Below are 16,998 nucleotides of genomic sequence, written 5' to 3'. Positions count from 1 at the left end.
GAAAAATTCACTAATATGGGAATATCGCTTAAAATTAAATTGTTTGCAAATGAAAAAGGGGCGCAGAATCCTCTGCACCCCTTCACTTTTCCAAGTTGGCCGGTTGTTACTTCCAGCCAACCTCGTTGAAGATTTTCTGCGCTTCGGGCAGATTCTGCGCGACTTCGGACAGGTTGATCTCATCCGCTTTGAACTCACCCAGCGACTTGACCGACTCGGCCAATTCGACGCCTGCGACCGTCGGATACTCGTCATTGCCTGCCGAGAAATACTGCTGCGCCTGATCGCTGGAGAGGTATTCAAGGAACTTGATGGCGTTCTCTTTGTTGGGCGCATTTGCGGCAACGCCACCGCCCGACAGGTTCATATGCGCGCCATAGCCGTCCTGGTTCGGGAAGACCCAGCCGATGGAGTCCCGTTCGGCGGACAGGCCCTTGACCTCCTTGCGGATCGAGCGGGCGAAGTAATAGGTGTTCGACACGGCGATGTCGCATTCACCCGAAACCAGACCGCGCAGCTGGTCGGTGTCGCCGCCCTGCGGGTCACGGGCCATGTTGGCAACAATTCCTTCGGCCCAGCTTTTGGCTGCATCCGCGCCTTCATGGGTGATGATCGAAGCCAGCAGCGTCTGGTTGTAAACATTGGTCGACGAGCGGATGCAGATCAGACCTTCATATTCGGGCTTGGCCAGATCGGCATAGGTGGCCGGCGGGGTGGCGACATTGTCTTTGTTGTAAAAGATGATCCGGCCGCGCTGCGAGAATCCGAACCACTGGTTGTCGCTGTCCTGAAGGTTTGCAGGGATACGCTCTTCCAGCACGGCGCTGTCGATCGATTGCAGAACACCGGCGTTCTTGGCGCGGGCCAGCCGCGACGTGTCAACGGTCAGCATCACATCCGCGGGAGAGTTCGCCCCTTCGGCTTCCATGCGGGCGATCAGCTCGTCGGCCTTGCCTTCGATGCGGTTGATCTTGATCCCCGTCGCCTCTTCAAAGTCGGAATACAGGCGTTCGTCGGTGTCATAGTGGCGCGACGAGTAAAGGTTCAGCTCGCCTTCGGCAATTGCAGATGTGGCGATCAAAGCCATCAGGCCAGCCGCGATGCATGTCGTGGATTTCAACATGGTGTCTCCAAACGTTGCAGATTCTTCCGGGTGGTTCCCGAGTGATTTAGTCAATTACCAAATTGCGAGTCGTTTGCAAGCAAATCCGACAGAAATAGTCGATAATTTGTTCAGATTTGAATCGCGCGCCCGATCCGTTACATTCGGACCATGTCCAAAGTGGTGTCGAACAAGACAGTATTGCCAGCAGGTGGCGGCGCATTTTCGCTTCCATCCCTGTCGGTCGGCATCTTTCTGAACGATCAGCCAACTCACCGTTTTGCCCACGGCACGTCCATTGCAACGCACCTGCCCCTGAGCAAGAATCAGGGCTGGATCCTTCCGGCGGGCAGCGATGGGGTATGCGAGTTTGACGAGGATCTGGAATTTGTCATGGTCAGTCTGGACAACGCGATCCTGACCGAATTTGATCTGAGCCGTGATTTTGAATTTCAGCCCATCGTGGGCGACATTGACCCGCTGCTGACGAACCTGAGCCTGACGGCAAGTGCATCTTTAGGTGGCGGTCTGTTATACCGCGAGACCATTCAAAGGGCGCTGGCCGCGCAGATCGTCGAAACTGTCCGACCTGCCGCGGATTGGCATCGCGACATTGAAGATGCCCGGCTGCGCAAAGTGCTGGACTATATTCAGGACAATCTGAGCCAGGACCTGTCGCTATCGGCGATGGCCGATCTTGCCGCGATGAGCGGGGCGCATTTTTCCAAGGCTTTCAAACACGAGGTTGGGGTTGCACCCCTTCAATATGTGATCGCGGCCCGGCTGGATCGTGCATCTGTTCTGTTGCGCACTTCAAAGCTGACCGTGGCTGAGATCGCCTGGCGCGTCGGCTATCAGGATGTCAGCCGGTTTGGGCAACATTTCAAACGCAAGTTCGGCGCAACACCGGCCAAATTCCGGGCGGGATGACCCGCCCGAACTGGTGGAGCGTGCTGGTTACTGGCTCGCCCGCTCTGCTGCGATGCTGACCAACCCTCGATCCCCGGTTTCCCAAAGTGCGGTCATGGTCAGGGATGTGACACGCCAGCGGTCGCCGGACTGAACCAACGCGTAAGAGTATCGGCCACCCAATGTCCAAAGACCGTCATCAATGCGGTGGGTCGCTGTGAAATCGGCCTCGGCGGTGGCAGTATTGCCATTGACCGAGGTCACGGTTTCATTCGTCACCATGTGATGCGTGCTGTCGAAACCGGGCAGGAAGCCGGACCATGCAGCAATCAACGCGTCAGCCGGTTGCGTGGCAGGATCGCCGCCCCAAAGGCTGGTGTAGTCGGTTGTGACCGTGTCGGCAAAAGCGCTGCGCACGCGGTCCCAGTCGTGCCGGTCGGCCCCGGCGGCGATGTCCGTGATCGATCGGTTGATCTGGGCCTGATCAGCGAAAGCGATGGTTCCGGCCAGGGTCGCAATTGCGGCTGTAGAGATCAGTGTTTTCACCATTGTCGTGGCTCCTGTTTTCTCAGGTTGAATGAAAGCGGAGGCTTGGGATTCATCGGTCTGACTACTCGGCCAAACGTCCGGGCAGAGGCGCGAGCGGATACTGGGCCCAAAAGAACGCATTGGCCGCATCCTGATCGCCGGACAGGTTCGTCGCTTCAACGATCTTGCCGTTCTCGATGCGGTAGACCAGCGCCCAGATCGTATCGACATTTGCCGCGCCATCGACATTCGACCATCCGCGATGAATATCGACGACATGAGTTTCATCCGCACCAAAGTAGATCGGTTCGGCCTGAAATCCGGCCGACCCAAGCTGTTCGAAGAACGCCAGAACCTCAGTGCGGCCCTGTTTGGTGCCGCTTAAGGGATGGCGGCCGGGGATGTGCCACCGCACATCCTCGTCCATCACGGCAGCAATCGCTTCAAGGTCGTTTGCCCCATAGGCGGCAAAGAAATCCTGAACGGTTTTGATGTTCTCTTCCGGTGTTGCGGCCATTGCCAAGCCTCCGATCAGTAGTGCGGTTGAGGTCACAAGGGGTGCAAGCAAGGGTTTCATCCTTGCTCCCCACGAAAATGCTCGGCCATGGCGTCTGCGGCCCGCGTGACGTCTTCGGGATTGTCGTAGAAATCGAACTGGGTCACGTCTTCGAGCCATTGCATGGTCGCGTCCCCGGCAAACCCGCCAAGAAAACTGCGCACGCCCTGCGGGATTGCGGCGCTTTCCGAATGGACGATGGCCAGTGGTTTATCCAGACGCTGCGGGTTGTCTGCGGGGTAGTATGTCAGCCAGCCTTCCCAGCCTGCGTTGTTCCACTGATTGTCATATTCCGGGATCGCGCCTCGGTCGGCTTCGTAATAGTAGCCGCCGATGGGCATAAGCACGCCCTCAGCCCCTTCCGGACCTGCCGCCGGGATGATCTGACCGCCTGACGCCTTGGCAGCGCGGGAGATTTCAATCAGACCGGCCACACCGTCAGCGCCGCCGTACACGGTCTCGACGATTTCGCCGTTTTGCAACCACGGGGCAACGAGGCCAACCCGCTGCACCAGATCGTTCCCGGCGGATGCGTCGACCATATACCCGGCTGAGGCACAGATCCCCAGACCGTTGATCCGAGACGCATCGACTTCGGGCAGTGTCGCCAGAACTTCAAACGCCTTGGCAATATCCGAAGTCTTTTCCTGTGGGCTTTCGACAAACCGGACGCCTTCGGGCAGGTCACCGGATTTACCCCAGCCGCGGAAGTCGAAGGTAAAAGCAGCAAAGCCGCGCGCGACCATCTGGCGGGCATAATTCGCAGGCATCTGTTCCTGCACTGATGTCCAAGCGCCCGTGACGACAACGGCGGGCAGGGGCGTGCCGTCATATCCTTCGGGCAGGTAGAGGGTGCCCGACATCTCGGCCCCTTCGTTTTCGAACGTGACAGTCCGTGTTTCGATATCGGCCATTGCGGTTGACGCCATCAGGGCGGCGGCGGTTGTAAGTGAAGCGCGTTTCATAACTCTCTCCATCTGTGATGTGGTCTTCGGCAGCCAAGATGATGGTTCTGGGCCGGTTTGAGAGGCGCGATTTCTGGAATTCACTATGCGAATCCTGTCAAATGCACCCGACATTGCCGGTCAGGGCGCGGGCACCATATGTTGAGGCGAATGGCAGAGCGGGAAGGCGACCTATGCAAGACAAGAACGATCTGATCATCTGGCTGATTTCGCAGGGTCGGATGCTGGGTGACGAAACGCGGATCGTGTCGCAATACTGCGCAGGCTTACAGGAACTGGGCGTGCCTTTGTCGCGGGTTCGGATCGGTCAGAATTACTCCAACCCGCTGATCAGCGCGTGGGGCATCATCTGGACGCCGGAAGGGTCTCGGAAATACACGGTTCCAATCACGATTCGAGTCTCAAGCGCGTGGCATGGCAGCCCGTTTCAGGCGGTTGCGACTTCGCGCCAACCCTTGCGCAAGCGGCTGCTGGATTTGGACCTGTCGGCTGAGCATGAAGTGTATTCCGAACTGCGCGATGCCGGTGCCACGGATTTCCTCGCCATGCCGCTGGAATATGGTGACGGTTCGGTTCAGGGGTCCAGTTTCAGCACGGATCACCCGGATGGCTTTTCGGACGCGCAGGTGCAAATCATCGAAGCCACCCGCCACGCATTGTCTTCGGCGCTGGAACCGATTGCGATGCGCGAGTCGCAGAAAAGCCTGCTGCAAACCTATCTGGGCGAAGGCCCGGCGCTTGAGATTGGCAACGGCAATATCAAACGGGGCGAGCACAAGTCGGTCTCTGCCGCGATCCTGTTTGCGGATTTGCGCGGGTTCACGGCGAAATCCGAGGTCTGGCCCGAAGAGAAACTGCTGACCATCATGGGTGATTATTTCGAGATGGTTGTGGGCCCGATTCGGGACCATGGCGGTGACGTGCTGAAATTCATGGGCGACGGTGTTCTGGCTTTTTTTCCGGCAGAGCCTGATGCGGAAACCGCTTGCCAGTCAGCAGTGTTCGCAACGGCCGAGGCCTTGTCCCGGCTTGCGGCGTATAATCAGGACGCCCAAGCCGCAGGTGCCGAACAGATCGAGTTTGTCGTCGGCCTCGACTATGGCCCCGTGACATTCGGAAATATCGGCAGTCCGGACCGCTTGGACTTTACCGTGGTGGGGTCAGCCGTGAATGTCGCCAGCCGGGTTCAGGGGCTGTGCAAGGACCTGGGTGAGCAGATGCTGATGACCAAGGATGTGCAGCGCCATCTGAACAGGGAAACAGAATCGGTGGGCTGCCATCAACTCAAAGGGCTTGGCGAGGCGATCGAAGTGTTTCGGACCAACCCTGCTACCTGACAGGCTGCGCACAAAAAAACCGCGCTTTACAGCGCGGTTCTTTCGAATTGGGTATGTGCAGTTCTTAGCCCTGGCGAGCTTTGAACTTGCGCTGCGTCTTGTTGATCACGTAGACGCGGCCTTTGCGACGCACAACCCGGCAGTCGCGGTGCCGGTTCTTGAGCGAGCGGAGCGAGTTCTTGACCTTCATGGGTCTGTCTCCAATCTGCGGCGCCTTCATCAAAGACGTGGCCAGCGCCTGGGTTAGTCGGGTGTCCCGGAAGCCCGGAACAGTGAAACGATGGTGGGCGGTACAAGGATCGAACTTGTGACCCCTTCGATGTCAACGAAGTGCTCTACCGCTGAGCTAACCGCCCACTTTCCCTTTGCGTGCCCTGCCCCATAACGAAATGGGGCGCGGATCACCGCGCCGGTAGCGGGGTCTATAAAAGGAGTCGTTCAGGGGTTCAAGGGGTTTGGAAGAACAATTTTCCGGTCTATGTTGAGTGCGAACACGGAGAGATCATGCCGAACGCAGCCTTCATACTGGATATGCCCGAGAATCGCACCTCATGCGCCGTGTTTTCGTCGCCCCATAGCGGGCGGGACTATCCCGAGGCATTGCTGAAACGGTCTGTTCTGAACCCAAACGTGATTCGATCCTCGGAAGATGCTTTTGTGGATCAACTGTTTGCCTCAGCGTCAGAGTTCGGCGCGCCCCTGATCAAGGCGGCCATGCCGCGCGCCTATCTGGACCTCAACCGCAGCGCGGATGAGCTTGATCCGGCGCTGATCAGCGGTGCGCGCAGGCAGGGGCACAACCCCCGCGTTGCCTCGGGGCTTGGGGTGATTCCCCGCGTGGTGGCCAATGGCCGGGCGATTTATCGCGGCAAGTTGACCATGGATGAGGCGCGTCTGCGCATCGACACCTATTGGCGGCCCTACCATACGCGGCTGAAATCGCTGCTGGCCGAGTCGCATGAAAAATTCGGGCAGGCGATTCTGATCGATTGCCACTCAATGCCGCATGAGGCGGTTGCCATGGCCAGCACCTCGCGCAGCCAGCGGCCCGAGATTGTTCTGGGCGACCGGTTTGGTGCGTCGGCGTCCACCGAGATTGTAGACCGCATCGAAGCCGCCTTTGCGGCGGCGGGGCTGACGGTTGCGCGCAACGCGCCCTTTGCCGGGGCTTATGTCACGCAAACCTACGGGCGGCCCGGTCGCCAGCAACACGCGATTCAGATCGAGATCGACCGCGCGCTGTATATGGATGAAGAAAAGATCGCCCCGAATGCGAACTTCATGCCTTTCTCAAGGCTGTTACGTCAGGTGATCGCCGAGATCGCCAGCATCGGCGCGCAGCCTCAGCGTCTGGCGGCGGAATAGGGCCTAGCGCAAGGCGCGCCCCTTCACGATGGCATCTGCGCCGAACCGTTCCCGGATTTTGTCGGTCGCACGCTCGGCCTGAGACCGGCGTCCGGCGTCAGGGTCCAGCAAATCCCCTGATATGTCGGCCTGATCCGCTGAACACAGATCGGACAAGCCACAGCCCAGCAGCCGATAGGGGCCCTGATCGCCCACCTGATCGAACAGGCCACGCGCGGTGCGATAGATTCGGTCGGCAATCTGGGTCGGATCGCGCAGCGAAACCCGCCGGGTGATGATCTTGTGATTGGCCTTCTTCAGCTTCAAGGTGACAACCCGCCCGGCCAGATCCTTGGCCTTGGCCCGGTCGGACACTTTCAACGCCATGCGCCAGATGTGACCGTCCAGAATGTCGGTGCTGGCGGTATCTTCGAAAAAGGTGGTCTCATTGCTGATCGATTTCATCGGCTCATGCGCTGACACGCGCCGCTTGTCCTGACCGCGCGCCAGATGCCACAGGCGATAACCCATCGAGCCGAACCGCGCCGTCAGCGCCTCCTGATCCCAGCGCAGCAGGTCGGAGAAGGTGCGAATGCCCGCCCGTTCCAGCGACTCCTGTGCCGCCGGGCCAATGCCCCAGATCAGACGCACGGGCTTGTCATGCAGGAACTCTGCCGTCTCGTCCTTGCCGATCACCGAAAACCCGCGCGGTTTGTCGAGGTCCGAGGCTACCTTGGCCAGAAACTTGTTATGGCTCAGCCCGATCGAGCCGGTCAGGCCCAGTTCATCCTTCATGCGCTTGACCAGACGTGCCAGCATGACCGCAGGTGGCGCGCCGTGCAGACGTTCGGTGCCGGACAAGTCCATAAACGCCTCATCCAGTGACAAGGGTTCCACCACCGGCGTCAGTTCATCCATCATCGCGCGAATCTCGCGCGAGACCTCGACATAGACCGACATGCGGGGCTTAATCACCACCGCCTCGGGGCAAAGCTGTAGCGCCTTGAACATCGGCATGGCCGAGCGCACGCCCCTGATGCGCGCCACATAACAGGCCGTCGACACCACGCCCCGTTTCCCACCGCCGATAATCACAGGCTTGTCCGCCAAATCCGGATTGTCGCGCTTTTCGACCGAGGCGTAGAAGGCATCGCAATCCATATGCGCGATGGACAGGTCGAACAGTTCGGGATGTGACTTGACCCGAGGGCTGCCACAGGTCGGGCAGCGCCGTTCGTCGGTGACTGTGGTCAGGCAATCTCGGCAAAGACCAGGCATGCGCGTCCTCGGGCATTCCGCGAGTGGGTTGGGCACCCCTTATACCACCGATAAGGGGGGATCAAAGGTCCGACAATCTGTGTCTGATCTCAAAAGAAGACCCCCCGCGCGTCAGCGGGGGGAGGTAACGAACCTCAGGAAGACACGGTTCGTTGGGGAGTGTTTCATCCCCAAGACTCGCCGATATCTCTATATTTAGATAGGTTCCAAGCCCCAGACCCTAAACTTGCGCGTTTTCTGTGTATTTTCGGGCACAGCTTGTTTCAGCGGTTTTAGGGGTCAAAAATGACCTAAGGTCAAGTTAATCAAGACATTTGTTAACGCATTCAGGGTTTGATTCCCGAAACCGTTCAGTGCCGTGTCAAAGAGTTTAATTCGCTCAGAACGGCCTCGGCCGCCGCTTTCGGATCGTCCGCCTGATAGATCGGACGGCCCACCACGATGTGATCTGCCCCGTCGCCGATGGCGCTGGCCGGGGTCGCGACGCGTTTCTGATCGCCCAATGCGGCCCCGGCAGGACGCACGCCCGGCGTAACGATCAGCCGACCTTCGACCTGGGGCAGGGCGCGGATCAGGGCGGCCTCTTGCGGGCTGGCGATAACGCCGTCGGCCCCGGCCTCCAGCGCCTTGGCCGCACGTTCGACGACCAATTCCTGCACGTCGCCTTCTTTCAGCAGGCTGGCATCCAGATCGTCGCGGTTCAGCGAGGTCAGGATGGTCACGGCAAGGATTTTCAGGTCCTTGCCCGAGGCCCCCTCTTTCGCGGCGCGCACCACATGCGGGTCGCCATGGACAGTCAGAAAATCCAGATCGAACTGCGCCAGACCGCGCACCGCGTTTTCCACCGTGTTGCCGATGTCGAACAGTTTCATGTCCAGAAAGATGCGCTTGCCGTGATCCTGTTTCAGCTCATTGGCCAAAGCCAGCCCACCGCCGGTCAGCATCCCCAACCCGATCTTGTAGAACGAAACGCTGTCGCCCAGCCGCTCGGCCATGGCCAGCCCCTGCAGGGCGTTCGGAACATCAAGGGCTACGATCAGGCGGTCATCGGACATTGGGGCGCTCCTGTTTTTTGGCAAACGTCTGCGTCCTAACGGGTTCGGGCGCGCCTGTCTATGCGCGATAGCTGTCAGGGGCCGTTGTGTTCTGTGCTAGAGTGACCGGATTGAACGTAAATAACGAAAACAAAGGGACGTGAAATGAAGAAACTGCTGTTGCTGGGCGTGGTTTTGACAATGGCCGCCTGCGAAGACCCTACGCCTGACGCTCCGGAAACAGGGGCTGCACCGGCCCCGACGAATGATGATTTGCGTCTGGTACGCGGCTACCGATCCGAAGATGATTGGTGCCAGCTGACCGGCGAAACGGCCTTTACCGGCAATTTCCTTGATCACACCGCCGATCTTGTTTCCTGCCCGACAGGCAGCGATGCGGCGCAGTCTCTGGTCGATGACCTGGGTGCTGTTCAGGTGGCCGAGACCGGAGGCTACACGGTCTACACGATTCAGCGCGAATAGTGTGGGAATCTGCGCTCTAGCCTCTTGAACCGGCAAAGATATTTCCCAAATTGAATGCGAGGCCCAGACCGACGCGTGCCGCCAAGCGGGCGCAGCAGACTTAGGGCGCTTGGAAAAGGAGAATAGCAATGGACTTGAACAAGTTCACCGAGCGGGCACGGGGATTCGTGCAGGCCGCGCAGACGATTGCGCTGCGCGAGGGGCACCAGAGGCTGGAGCCCACACATATACTCAAGGCATTGATGGATGACGATCAGGGGTTGGCCAGCAACCTGATCACCCGCGCAGGCGGCGCTCCGAACCGCGTGGTCGAGGCGCTGGATGCCGCGATGGGGAAAATCCCGAAAGTCAGCGGCGACGCGAGCCAGATTTACATGGACGGCCAGACCGCCAAGGTTCTGGACGAGGCCGCCAAGATCGCCACCAAGGCGGGCGACAGCTTTGTGCCGGTCGAACGGGTGTTGATGGCGCTGTGCATGGTGAAATCCAAAGCCAAGGACGCTTTGGAAGCCGGGGCCGTATCCGCGCAGAAACTGAACGAAGCGATCAACGACATCCGCAAGGGTCGCACCGCTGATTCTGCGTCGGCGGAAGAGGGCTATGACGCACTCAAGAAATACGCGCGCGACCTGACTGAAGCAGCGGCTGAGGGCAAGATTGACCCGATCATCGGGCGGGATGAGGAAATCCGCCGCTCGATGCAGGTTCTGTCGCGCCGCACCAAGAACAATCCGGTTCTGATCGGCGAACCCGGCGTCGGCAAAACCGCGATTGCCGAGGGCATGGCCCTGCGCATCGTCAACGGCGACGTGCCGGAGTCGCTGAAAGACAAAAAGCTGCTCGCGCTCGACATGGGCGCTCTGATCGCCGGTGCGAAATACCGTGGTGAGTTCGAAGAACGCCTCAAAGCCGTTCTGACCGAAGTGACCGAAGCCGCTGGTGAGATCATCCTGTTCATCGACGAGATGCACACGCTGGTTGGGGCCGGGAAATCCGACGGCGCGATGGATGCCGCCAATCTGATCAAGCCTGCGCTTGCCCGGGGTGAGTTGCACTGTATCGGCGCGACCACGTTGGATGAGTACCGCAAATACGTCGAAAAAGACGCAGCCCTTGCGCGCCGGTTCCAGCCTGTGATGGTGCAGGAGCCGACCGTCGAGGATACGATCAGCATCCTGCGGGGCATCAAGGAAAAGTACGAGCTGCACCATGGTGTACGCATCTCGGACTCGGCGCTGGTCTCGGCGGCGACGCTGTCTCATCGCTATATCACCGACCGGTTCTTGCCAGATAAAGCCATCGACCTTGTTGATGAGGCAGCGTCGCGCCTGCGGATGGAGGTGGACTCCAAGCCGGAAGAACTCGATCAACTCGACCGCCAGATCCTGCAAATGCAGATCGAGGAAGAAGCGCTGAAGCTTGAGGATGACGCGGCATCCAAGGACCGTCTGGACACCTTGCAAAAGGATCTGGCCGATCTGCAGGAGAAATCCGCCGAGATGACGGCCCAATGGCAGGCCGAACGTGACAAGCTTGCGGGCGCGCGTGATCTGAAAGAACAGCTCGACAAGGCGCGGGCCGATCTTGAGATTGCAAAGCGCGAAAGCAATCTGGCAAAGGCGGGGGAACTGTCCTACGGCATCATCCCCGAGCTTGAGAAAAAGCTGACCGAGGCCGAAAACGCGGAAAGCAACGCCATGATGGCCGAGGAAACGGTGCGCCCGGAACAGATCGCATCCGTGGTCGAACGCTGGACCGGGATCCCGACCGCCAAAATGCTGGAAGGTGAGCGTGAGAAGCTGCTGCGGATGGAAGACGATCTGCATTCCCGCGTGATCGGTCAGGATGCGGCGGTGACTGCTGTCGCCAACGCCGTGCGCCGGGCACGTGCGGGGCTGAATGACGAAGGTCGCCCGCTGGGCTCGTTCCTGTTCCTCGGACCGACCGGCGTGGGTAAGACAGAGCTGACCAAGGCCGTGGCGAACTTCCTGTTCGATGACGACAACGCGATGGTGCGCATCGACATGTCCGAGTTCATGGAGAAACACGCGGTTGCCCGTCTGATCGGTGCCCCTCCGGGCTATGTCGGCTATGACGAAGGCGGTGTGCTGACCGAAGCCGTGCGGCGCAGGCCCTATCAGGTCGTGCTGTTCGATGAGGTCGAAAAGGCGCATCCGGATGTGTTCAACGTGCTGTTGCAGGTTCTGGATGACGGTGTTCTGACGGATGGTCAGGGCCGCACTGTGGACTTCAAGCAAACGCTGATCATCCTGACGTCGAACCTTGGGTCTCAGGCGCTGAGCCAGTTGCCCGAAGGTGCGGACAGCGCACAGGCGCGGCGCGATGTGATGGACGCGGTCCGGGCGCATTTCCGGCCCGAGTTCCTGAACCGTCTGGACGAGACCATCATCTTCGACCGGCTCAAGCGGGGTGATATGGATGGTATCGTCGATATCCAGATGGCGCGTCTGCAAAAACGTCTGGCGGCCCGCAAGATCGAACTCGCGCTGGATGATGGGGCCAAGGAATGGCTGGCCAACGAAGGCTATGACCCGGTCTTTGGAGCACGTCCGCTGAAACGCGTGATCCAGCGCGCCCTGCAGAACCCGCTGGCCGAGGCCTTGCTGGCCGGTGAGATCAAGGACGGCGAGACCGTTCCGGTCACCGCAGGGTCGGACGGGCTGATCATCGGCGACAGGCTGGGCACGTCAGATCGCCCGCGCCCGAATGATGCCGTGGTGCATTGATCCAACAGAAACCAGAAGACCCGCCCTATCGGCGGGTCTTTTTCTTCGGAACTAGCCTCTGCGACGCACCAGTATTCCACGGCTTGTCCGGGATGGTGGGCCCGCAGGGAAAGCGTATTCGCGTTCGCATTCAAATCCTGCCTGGTCCAAAAGCCCTAGTATCTCATCCCTGCCGAACGTGCGGTGCCGCCATTGCAGCCAGATGATCGCATTGCACCAATGCGGCTTTGATACCACAAGATACAACCGACCGCGGGGGTGCAGAAGATCGCGTATGTGTTCAAGCGCGCGCATGGGGTCCGGGCAGTGTTCGATCACATGCGCCGCCAGCGCCACATCTGCAGGTTCAAGATCGACGGAACCGAGCAGCCCTTGTGCAATATTTGGCTCAACACCCCTTGCGCGCAGTGCATTTTGGCCTTGCGCCAGCATGATGGGGCTTGGCTCAAGCAGCGTCATGTTTCCGGGCGGTCCATGAATGGCAACCCAGGCCTCTGCGAATGATGCGGTTCCGGCACCGACATCGACAACGCGCGCCTCATGCTGCGGTGTGCGTTGGCCTGCCGAAAGAAATCCCAGATACGCGTCATAGTAACCAAGGACGCGCATCTTATCCCGCCATTTCGGCGCGGCGGAGTCATAGCGCAGGGTGGTATCCGTGGTCGTCCTGTCCATTGGGTGGTGTGTCCTCGGCGCCCAAGACCTGTGAGGTACGTAACAGGTGACTGGCCCGCCGGTCTGACGCGCCAGTTTCCTTGTGCGTTGGAAATGTCAGATCAACGCAAATATCCGCGCCGGGCCGCCAGTGCCCCCTTTATGCTTGGGCGCGCCGATGACCAGCGTTGCGCCCGAGGCAGGCACGCGGTCCAGATTGGCCAGACACTCGATCCCGAACCGGCCCGAGGGCAACCAGGCATAATGGGTGGCGAAATCGGCGGACATGCCGTGATCCAGCGACAGCGTATCGACGGCAATCGAGCGTGCTCCGGTATCCTCCATCAGCATCTGGGCGGCTTCGACGTGGAAGCCGGGATAGTGCTGTGCCTCACCGTCGAAATTGCGGAACTCGTCCGTGGCCGTCTTGCCCGCCCAGCCTGAATGCATGGCAACACAGGCCCCGTCGGGAATGTCGCCATTGGCAGCAATCCAGGCTTTCAGATCATCCGGGGTGACGCGCGTATCCGCATCCTCGGCCGCGCGGGCGGCAATGTCGACGACGCATAAGGGGGCAACCAGATCGGTGACCGGGATTTCATCAACCGACAGGCCATCTGCCGAAAAATGCAGGGGGGCGTCGATATGCGTTCCCGTGTGCTCGTTTATGGACAGGTTGAACAGGTTGAAGCCGTGTTCGCCAAAGTTAAAGACCTGCTCGGCTGAAATGCCCGGATCGCCGCCCCAGGTCGGAAACTCGGGGCTCAGCGTGTGGGTCATATCCTCGACCCCGCCATGACCCGCCGCCAGTGCTGCTGGAACGGTCGCGGCTGTTGCGGTGGCCGCTATTCCGCTGGCTGCGGCGGCTTTGAAAAAGCTGCGTCGCGACAGCATCCTGTCCTTGACGGCATTCATTACACAGATGTCACACATTCGTCTTCCTCCCGTTGCGGCAGATAGGCCGATTTACTGGCCCCGCTCCCGCGTTGGGATACGGCACCTGCCTGACAGAGTGCCGCGCCGTCTGTGCGCTTGTAAAGATCGCTGCCGTTTCAGGGGCGGGACTGACGGCTTTTGCGCAAGGCCCGCAAGTCTTCGGCAGACATGCGCGGCCCTGTACTGGATGGCGGCGGTGGGGCTGGTTTTGCGTCAAATTTGGTCGGATCGATGGGGGCAAACGGATCTGCCCCGCCGCCCAGCCGAAGATGGGCCAAGACCCCACCGGCGCATTGCAGGCTAAAGCTCCAAAGCGCGACCACCAGATAGACGACGATAATTGCAGCCAGCGACCAGTCAAAGCGAAACGGTTCGCTGCCGTCCAACATTGCCTCGATTTCCATCAGATAGGTTTCGAGCGAGCCCGTGGCTGTCAGAACCAGAAACAGCGCAAAGATCACAAAGTAGAACACGACAATGGACAGGTAGCTAAGCGCGACGATGCCGAACAGCTCCCAGAAAGACGATCCGAAATGCAGAAATGGCGTATAGGGGCGATTGTCGGGATCCCGCCCGATCGAGGCTGATGCCATGGGCACCAGCAGGCTGGCCCGGATCGCGCATACAGCGACAAAAGGAAGGACCGAGATGGCAATCAGCGTCTCGGGTCTTGCCACAATATTCAGAAGGTCCTCGCTGTCGAAGGTACCAAGGCCCAGGCTGGCCGGCGACATCATCAGGCCCGAGAACCCAAAGACCGGAACGGATGCAATCCCGATCACCATGGCTTCGGCCGCACCATAGGCAAGCGCAGGCACAATCAGTGCCTTATAACCGTGGCTTGGGCGCATATGTTTGGATTGAAACCCGAAACGGGCCCCGACCAGAATCGGAATCACGCTGGATGAGGCGCTGATCAGAAACAGTATCAGCAAGAAGGCTCCGGGCGCGATGAAACCGATCAGACCGCCGATCAACCCGCCGACCAACCCGTAAAGAAGCAATCCGATGACCAGAATCGGAAATGTCAGGACAAACCGCCAAAGAATCGAAAAGGACAGGGCGAAGGATTGAAAAACAAGCATAGGGGGCAATCTGATCAACCAATGGATGTGACCGGCCTATCGAATTGCGCGTCTCCGGGCCAGAGGCTTTTTGACCTCATGACCCGACGCCCGTGTCTTCCGGTTGCACCCATGCCTATGGGGGGTCCAGTATTGATCACGCGGAACGTTACAATCCGTTCGCTCAATCGTTACGCCTGTTTCCTTGGCTCTGTGCTATCAGCGCATTACGTCACCTTTGACGCTGAAACTTGACGGAGATCCAAATGGCGCATCGCTGGACCAACACTTTGACACATGCCGATGTCACCCCCCGGGCGGCATTTCTGAACCGGCGGCAGGTTATGGCTGGGCTGGCAGGTGTCGGACTGACCGCGATGGCACGGCCCGCAGCGGCGCAGGAGGCTTTGAAGCCGAACACCTGGGAAGAGATCACCAGCTATAACAATTTCTACGAATTCGGGACCCGCAAGGATGATCCGGCGAAATACGCTCATACACTGGTGACCGAGCCGTGGAGCGTGCAGATCGACGGTTTGGTTGACCGCCCCGGCACCTATGACTTTCAGGACATCCTGTCCGAGATGACCATCGAGGAACGCATCTACCGCTTCCGCTGTGTCGAGGCCTGGTCGATGGTCATTCCGTGGAACGGGTTCGAACTGGCCGATCTGCTGAACATGGCGGGCGTGCAGGAAGGTGCTAGATATGTGGCGTTCGAGACCGCCTATCGCCCGGACGAAATGCCCGGCACGCGCTTCCCGATCCTCGAATGGCCCTATCGCGAAGGGCTGCGTCTGGATGAGGCGATGCACCCGCTGACCATCATGGCGACCGGCATCTATGACCGCCCGATCCCGAACCAGAACGGCGCGCCATTGCGTCTGGTGGTGCCGTGGAAATACGGGTTCAAGTCGATCAAGTCGATTGTGAAGATCACCCTGACCGAGGATGAGCCGCCCACCAGCTGGAACATGTCCGCGCCGCGCGAATACGGGTTCTATAGTAATGTGAACCCGAATGTGGATCATCCGCGCTGGTCGCAGGCCTCGGAACGTCAGATCGGTGGCGGGCTGTTTGCAAAGCGCGTCCCGACGCTGATGTATAATGGCTATGAACAAGAGGTCGCCAGCCTGTACGAAGGCATGGACCTGAAAGAGAACTACTGATCAGATGCAGGCGGTGAACCAGATACTGCGCAAGATCCCTGTTTGGGCGATCTATACCTTGGGGGCATTGCCTGCCCCCTGGTTTCTGTATCTGGCCCTGACCGGCGGATTAGGGGTCGAGCCGATCAAGGCGCTCGAACATGAGTTGGGCGAACTGGCCCTGCAGCTTTTGATCCTTGGTCTGGCCGTCACCCCACTGCGTCAGCATCTCGGCCTGAACCTCATCAAGTTCCGCCGTGCGATCGGGGTTCTGGCCTTCGCCTATGTCGCGCTACATCTGCTGGTCTGGCTGGTGCTGGACGTACAATTGCCCAGCCAGATCTGGGCGGACATTGTCAAACGCCCCTATATTACCGTCGGCATGGCGGGGTTTGCCCTGCTGTTGCCCCTGGCTGTGACATCGAATAACTGGTCGGTGCGCCGACTGGGTCCGCGCTGGCGCAAACTGCACAAGCTGGTCTACCCGGCGGTTCTGCTGGGCGGGGTTCATTATGTCATGTTGGCCAAAGGCTTCCAGCTTGAGCCGCTTCTCTACCTTGCCGCCATTCTCGGCCTGCTGGCGTTCAGATTGCCACTGTCAGGTCTTTTGACGCGCGCAAGACAGGCCGATTCCGCCTGAGTCTGAGCCGAGTCTGTGGGTAACCACGTGAATAACATCACAGCGCCCCTGATTCCTGCGATGTGATGCGTGTTGGTGTGCCACATCTGTAGCTCAATGCCTTTCTAACTTATTGTTTTTAAGCGATAAAATGAGATTTCTAAGTTTTTTCGCCGTTTTCTGATTTTTCTGCTTGCGGCTATGAAAGGTTATGCTTAGAACGCCCTTCACCGGCGCTGCTGAGGCGCTCGGGACGCGGCGGGAGCGGCGGAGACGCATCGGAGAGACGGTGGG

18 protein-coding genes and 1 tRNA gene are annotated in these 16,998 nt (G+C 59.5%); 7 read left to right on the top strand and 12 right to left on the bottom strand.

Annotated features, from left to right (window positions below; genetic code table 11):
* Positions 1 to 106: 106 nt before the first annotated feature.
* Positions 107 to 1,123, bottom strand: a complete 1,017-nt coding sequence (locus ACR0MO_RS20750) for a Fe(3+) ABC transporter substrate-binding protein (RefSeq protein WP_170624936.1) — start codon at positions 1,121 to 1,123, stop codon at positions 107 to 109.
* 150 nt (positions 1,124 to 1,273) lie between these two features.
* Between ACR0MO_RS20750 and ACR0MO_RS20745 the strand changes: the two genes are divergently transcribed.
* Positions 1,274 to 2,032 (top strand): helix-turn-helix domain-containing protein, encoded by a 759-nt coding sequence (locus ACR0MO_RS20745; protein WP_170624935.1) that lies wholly within the window; start codon positions 1,274 to 1,276, stop codon positions 2,030 to 2,032.
* Between the two features lie 27 nt (positions 2,033 to 2,059).
* Here the strand turns inward: ACR0MO_RS20745 and ACR0MO_RS20740 are convergent, their stop codons facing one another.
* The 3 genes from ACR0MO_RS20740 to ACR0MO_RS20730 all read right to left on the bottom strand — a co-directional run bounded on the left by ACR0MO_RS20740 (position 2,060) and on the right by ACR0MO_RS20730 (position 4,060).
* On the bottom strand, positions 2,060 to 2,560 hold the full coding sequence (locus ACR0MO_RS20740; protein ID WP_170456704.1) for a nuclear transport factor 2 family protein: 501 nt from the start codon (positions 2,558 to 2,560) through the stop codon (positions 2,060 to 2,062).
* Positions 2,561 to 2,621: 61 nt separating this feature from the next.
* Positions 2,622 to 3,116, bottom strand: a complete 495-nt coding sequence (locus tag ACR0MO_RS20735; RefSeq protein WP_480893129.1) for a nuclear transport factor 2 family protein — start codon at positions 3,114 to 3,116, stop codon at positions 2,622 to 2,624.
* Positions 3,113 to 4,060 (bottom strand): alpha/beta hydrolase, encoded by a 948-nt coding sequence (locus ACR0MO_RS20730; protein WP_480782017.1) that lies wholly within the window; start codon positions 4,058 to 4,060, stop codon positions 3,113 to 3,115. Before ACR0MO_RS20730 ends, ACR0MO_RS20735 begins: the two co-directional genes overlap by 4 nt.
* Before the next feature lie 173 nt (positions 4,061 to 4,233).
* Between ACR0MO_RS20730 and ACR0MO_RS20725 the strand changes: the two genes are divergently transcribed.
* The gene (locus tag ACR0MO_RS20725) at positions 4,234 to 5,397 is read left to right on the top strand and encodes an adenylate/guanylate cyclase domain-containing protein (RefSeq protein ID WP_480893127.1); all 1,164 of its coding nucleotides are present in this window, start codon (positions 4,234 to 4,236) and stop codon (positions 5,395 to 5,397) included.
* Between the two features lie 64 nt (positions 5,398 to 5,461).
* Here ACR0MO_RS20725 and ykgO read toward each other — a convergent pair whose 3' ends face one another.
* Together ykgO and ACR0MO_RS20715 are read right to left on the bottom strand one after the other, a co-directional pair.
* Entirely contained in the window at positions 5,462 to 5,587 is a 126-nt protein-coding gene (gene ykgO / locus ACR0MO_RS20720) for a type B 50S ribosomal protein L36 (RefSeq protein WP_005648635.1), read from the bottom strand.
* Between the two features lie 91 nt (positions 5,588 to 5,678).
* Positions 5,679 to 5,753 (bottom strand) — tRNA-Val (locus ACR0MO_RS20715).
* Between the two features lie 148 nt (positions 5,754 to 5,901).
* Here ACR0MO_RS20715 and ACR0MO_RS20710 point away from each other — a divergent pair.
* Positions 5,902 to 6,762: an N-formylglutamate amidohydrolase gene (locus ACR0MO_RS20710; protein WP_170524455.1), complete on the top strand. Its 861-nt coding sequence runs from the start codon at positions 5,902 to 5,904 to the stop codon at positions 6,760 to 6,762.
* A gap of 3 nt (positions 6,763 to 6,765) precedes the next feature.
* Here the strand turns inward: ACR0MO_RS20710 and ACR0MO_RS20705 are convergent, their stop codons facing one another.
* Complete coding sequence (locus ACR0MO_RS20705) at positions 6,766 to 8,019, bottom strand: DNA polymerase IV (protein ID WP_480782015.1); 1,254 nt, start codon at positions 8,017 to 8,019, stop codon at positions 6,766 to 6,768.
* 350 nt (positions 8,020 to 8,369) lie between these two features.
* Positions 8,370 to 9,074, bottom strand: a complete 705-nt coding sequence (gene pyrF, locus ACR0MO_RS20700; RefSeq protein WP_480893125.1) for an orotidine-5'-phosphate decarboxylase — start codon at positions 9,072 to 9,074, stop codon at positions 8,370 to 8,372.
* A 144-nt stretch (positions 9,075 to 9,218) separates the two neighbouring features.
* Between pyrF and ACR0MO_RS20695 the strand changes: the two genes are divergently transcribed.
* Positions 9,219 to 9,536, top strand: a complete 318-nt coding sequence (locus ACR0MO_RS20695) for a hypothetical protein (RefSeq protein WP_170624929.1) — start codon at positions 9,219 to 9,221, stop codon at positions 9,534 to 9,536.
* Between the two features lie 128 nt (positions 9,537 to 9,664).
* Positions 9,665 to 12,283, top strand: a complete 2,619-nt coding sequence (gene clpB / locus ACR0MO_RS20690; RefSeq protein WP_480893123.1) for an ATP-dependent chaperone ClpB — start codon at positions 9,665 to 9,667, stop codon at positions 12,281 to 12,283.
* Positions 12,284 to 12,334: 51 nt separating this feature from the next.
* On the opposite strand, the gene ACR0MO_RS20685 is transcribed toward clpB, so the two are convergent.
* The 3 genes from ACR0MO_RS20685 to ACR0MO_RS20675 all read right to left on the bottom strand — a co-directional run bounded on the left by ACR0MO_RS20685 (position 12,335) and on the right by ACR0MO_RS20675 (position 14,958).
* Positions 12,335 to 12,958 carry a class I SAM-dependent methyltransferase gene (locus ACR0MO_RS20685; RefSeq protein WP_480893121.1) on the bottom strand — a complete coding sequence of 208 codons (624 nt, stop codon included), beginning with the start codon at positions 12,956 to 12,958 and terminating at the stop codon, positions 12,335 to 12,337.
* A gap of 96 nt (positions 12,959 to 13,054) precedes the next feature.
* Positions 13,055 to 13,870: a cyclase family protein gene (locus ACR0MO_RS20680; protein WP_170456687.1), complete on the bottom strand. Its 816-nt coding sequence runs from the start codon at positions 13,868 to 13,870 to the stop codon at positions 13,055 to 13,057.
* Positions 13,871 to 13,989: 119 nt separating this feature from the next.
* Entirely contained in the window at positions 13,990 to 14,958 is a 969-nt protein-coding gene (locus tag ACR0MO_RS20675; RefSeq protein WP_170456685.1) for a hypothetical protein, read from the bottom strand.
* Between the two features lie 245 nt (positions 14,959 to 15,203).
* On the opposite strand from ACR0MO_RS20675, the gene msrP reads away from it, so the two are divergent.
* Together msrP and msrQ are read left to right on the top strand one after the other, a co-directional pair.
* Positions 15,204 to 16,106: a protein-methionine-sulfoxide reductase catalytic subunit MsrP gene (gene msrP, locus ACR0MO_RS20670; RefSeq protein ID WP_170456683.1), complete on the top strand. Its 903-nt coding sequence runs from the start codon at positions 15,204 to 15,206 to the stop codon at positions 16,104 to 16,106.
* Positions 16,107 to 16,110: 4 nt separating this feature from the next.
* Positions 16,111 to 16,725 carry a protein-methionine-sulfoxide reductase heme-binding subunit MsrQ gene (gene msrQ, locus ACR0MO_RS20665; protein ID WP_170456681.1) on the top strand — a complete coding sequence of 205 codons (615 nt, stop codon included), beginning with the start codon at positions 16,111 to 16,113 and terminating at the stop codon, positions 16,723 to 16,725.
* Between the two features lie 93 nt (positions 16,726 to 16,818).
* Here the strand turns inward: msrQ and ACR0MO_RS20660 are convergent.
* Positions 16,819 to 16,998 (bottom strand): hypothetical protein (locus ACR0MO_RS20660; protein WP_480893118.1); only part of this gene is annotated, 180 nt, incomplete at its 5' end.

The organism is Ruegeria sp. K5, from assembly GCF_056531805.1.
This window is presented reverse-complemented; position numbering and strand designations above follow the sequence as displayed.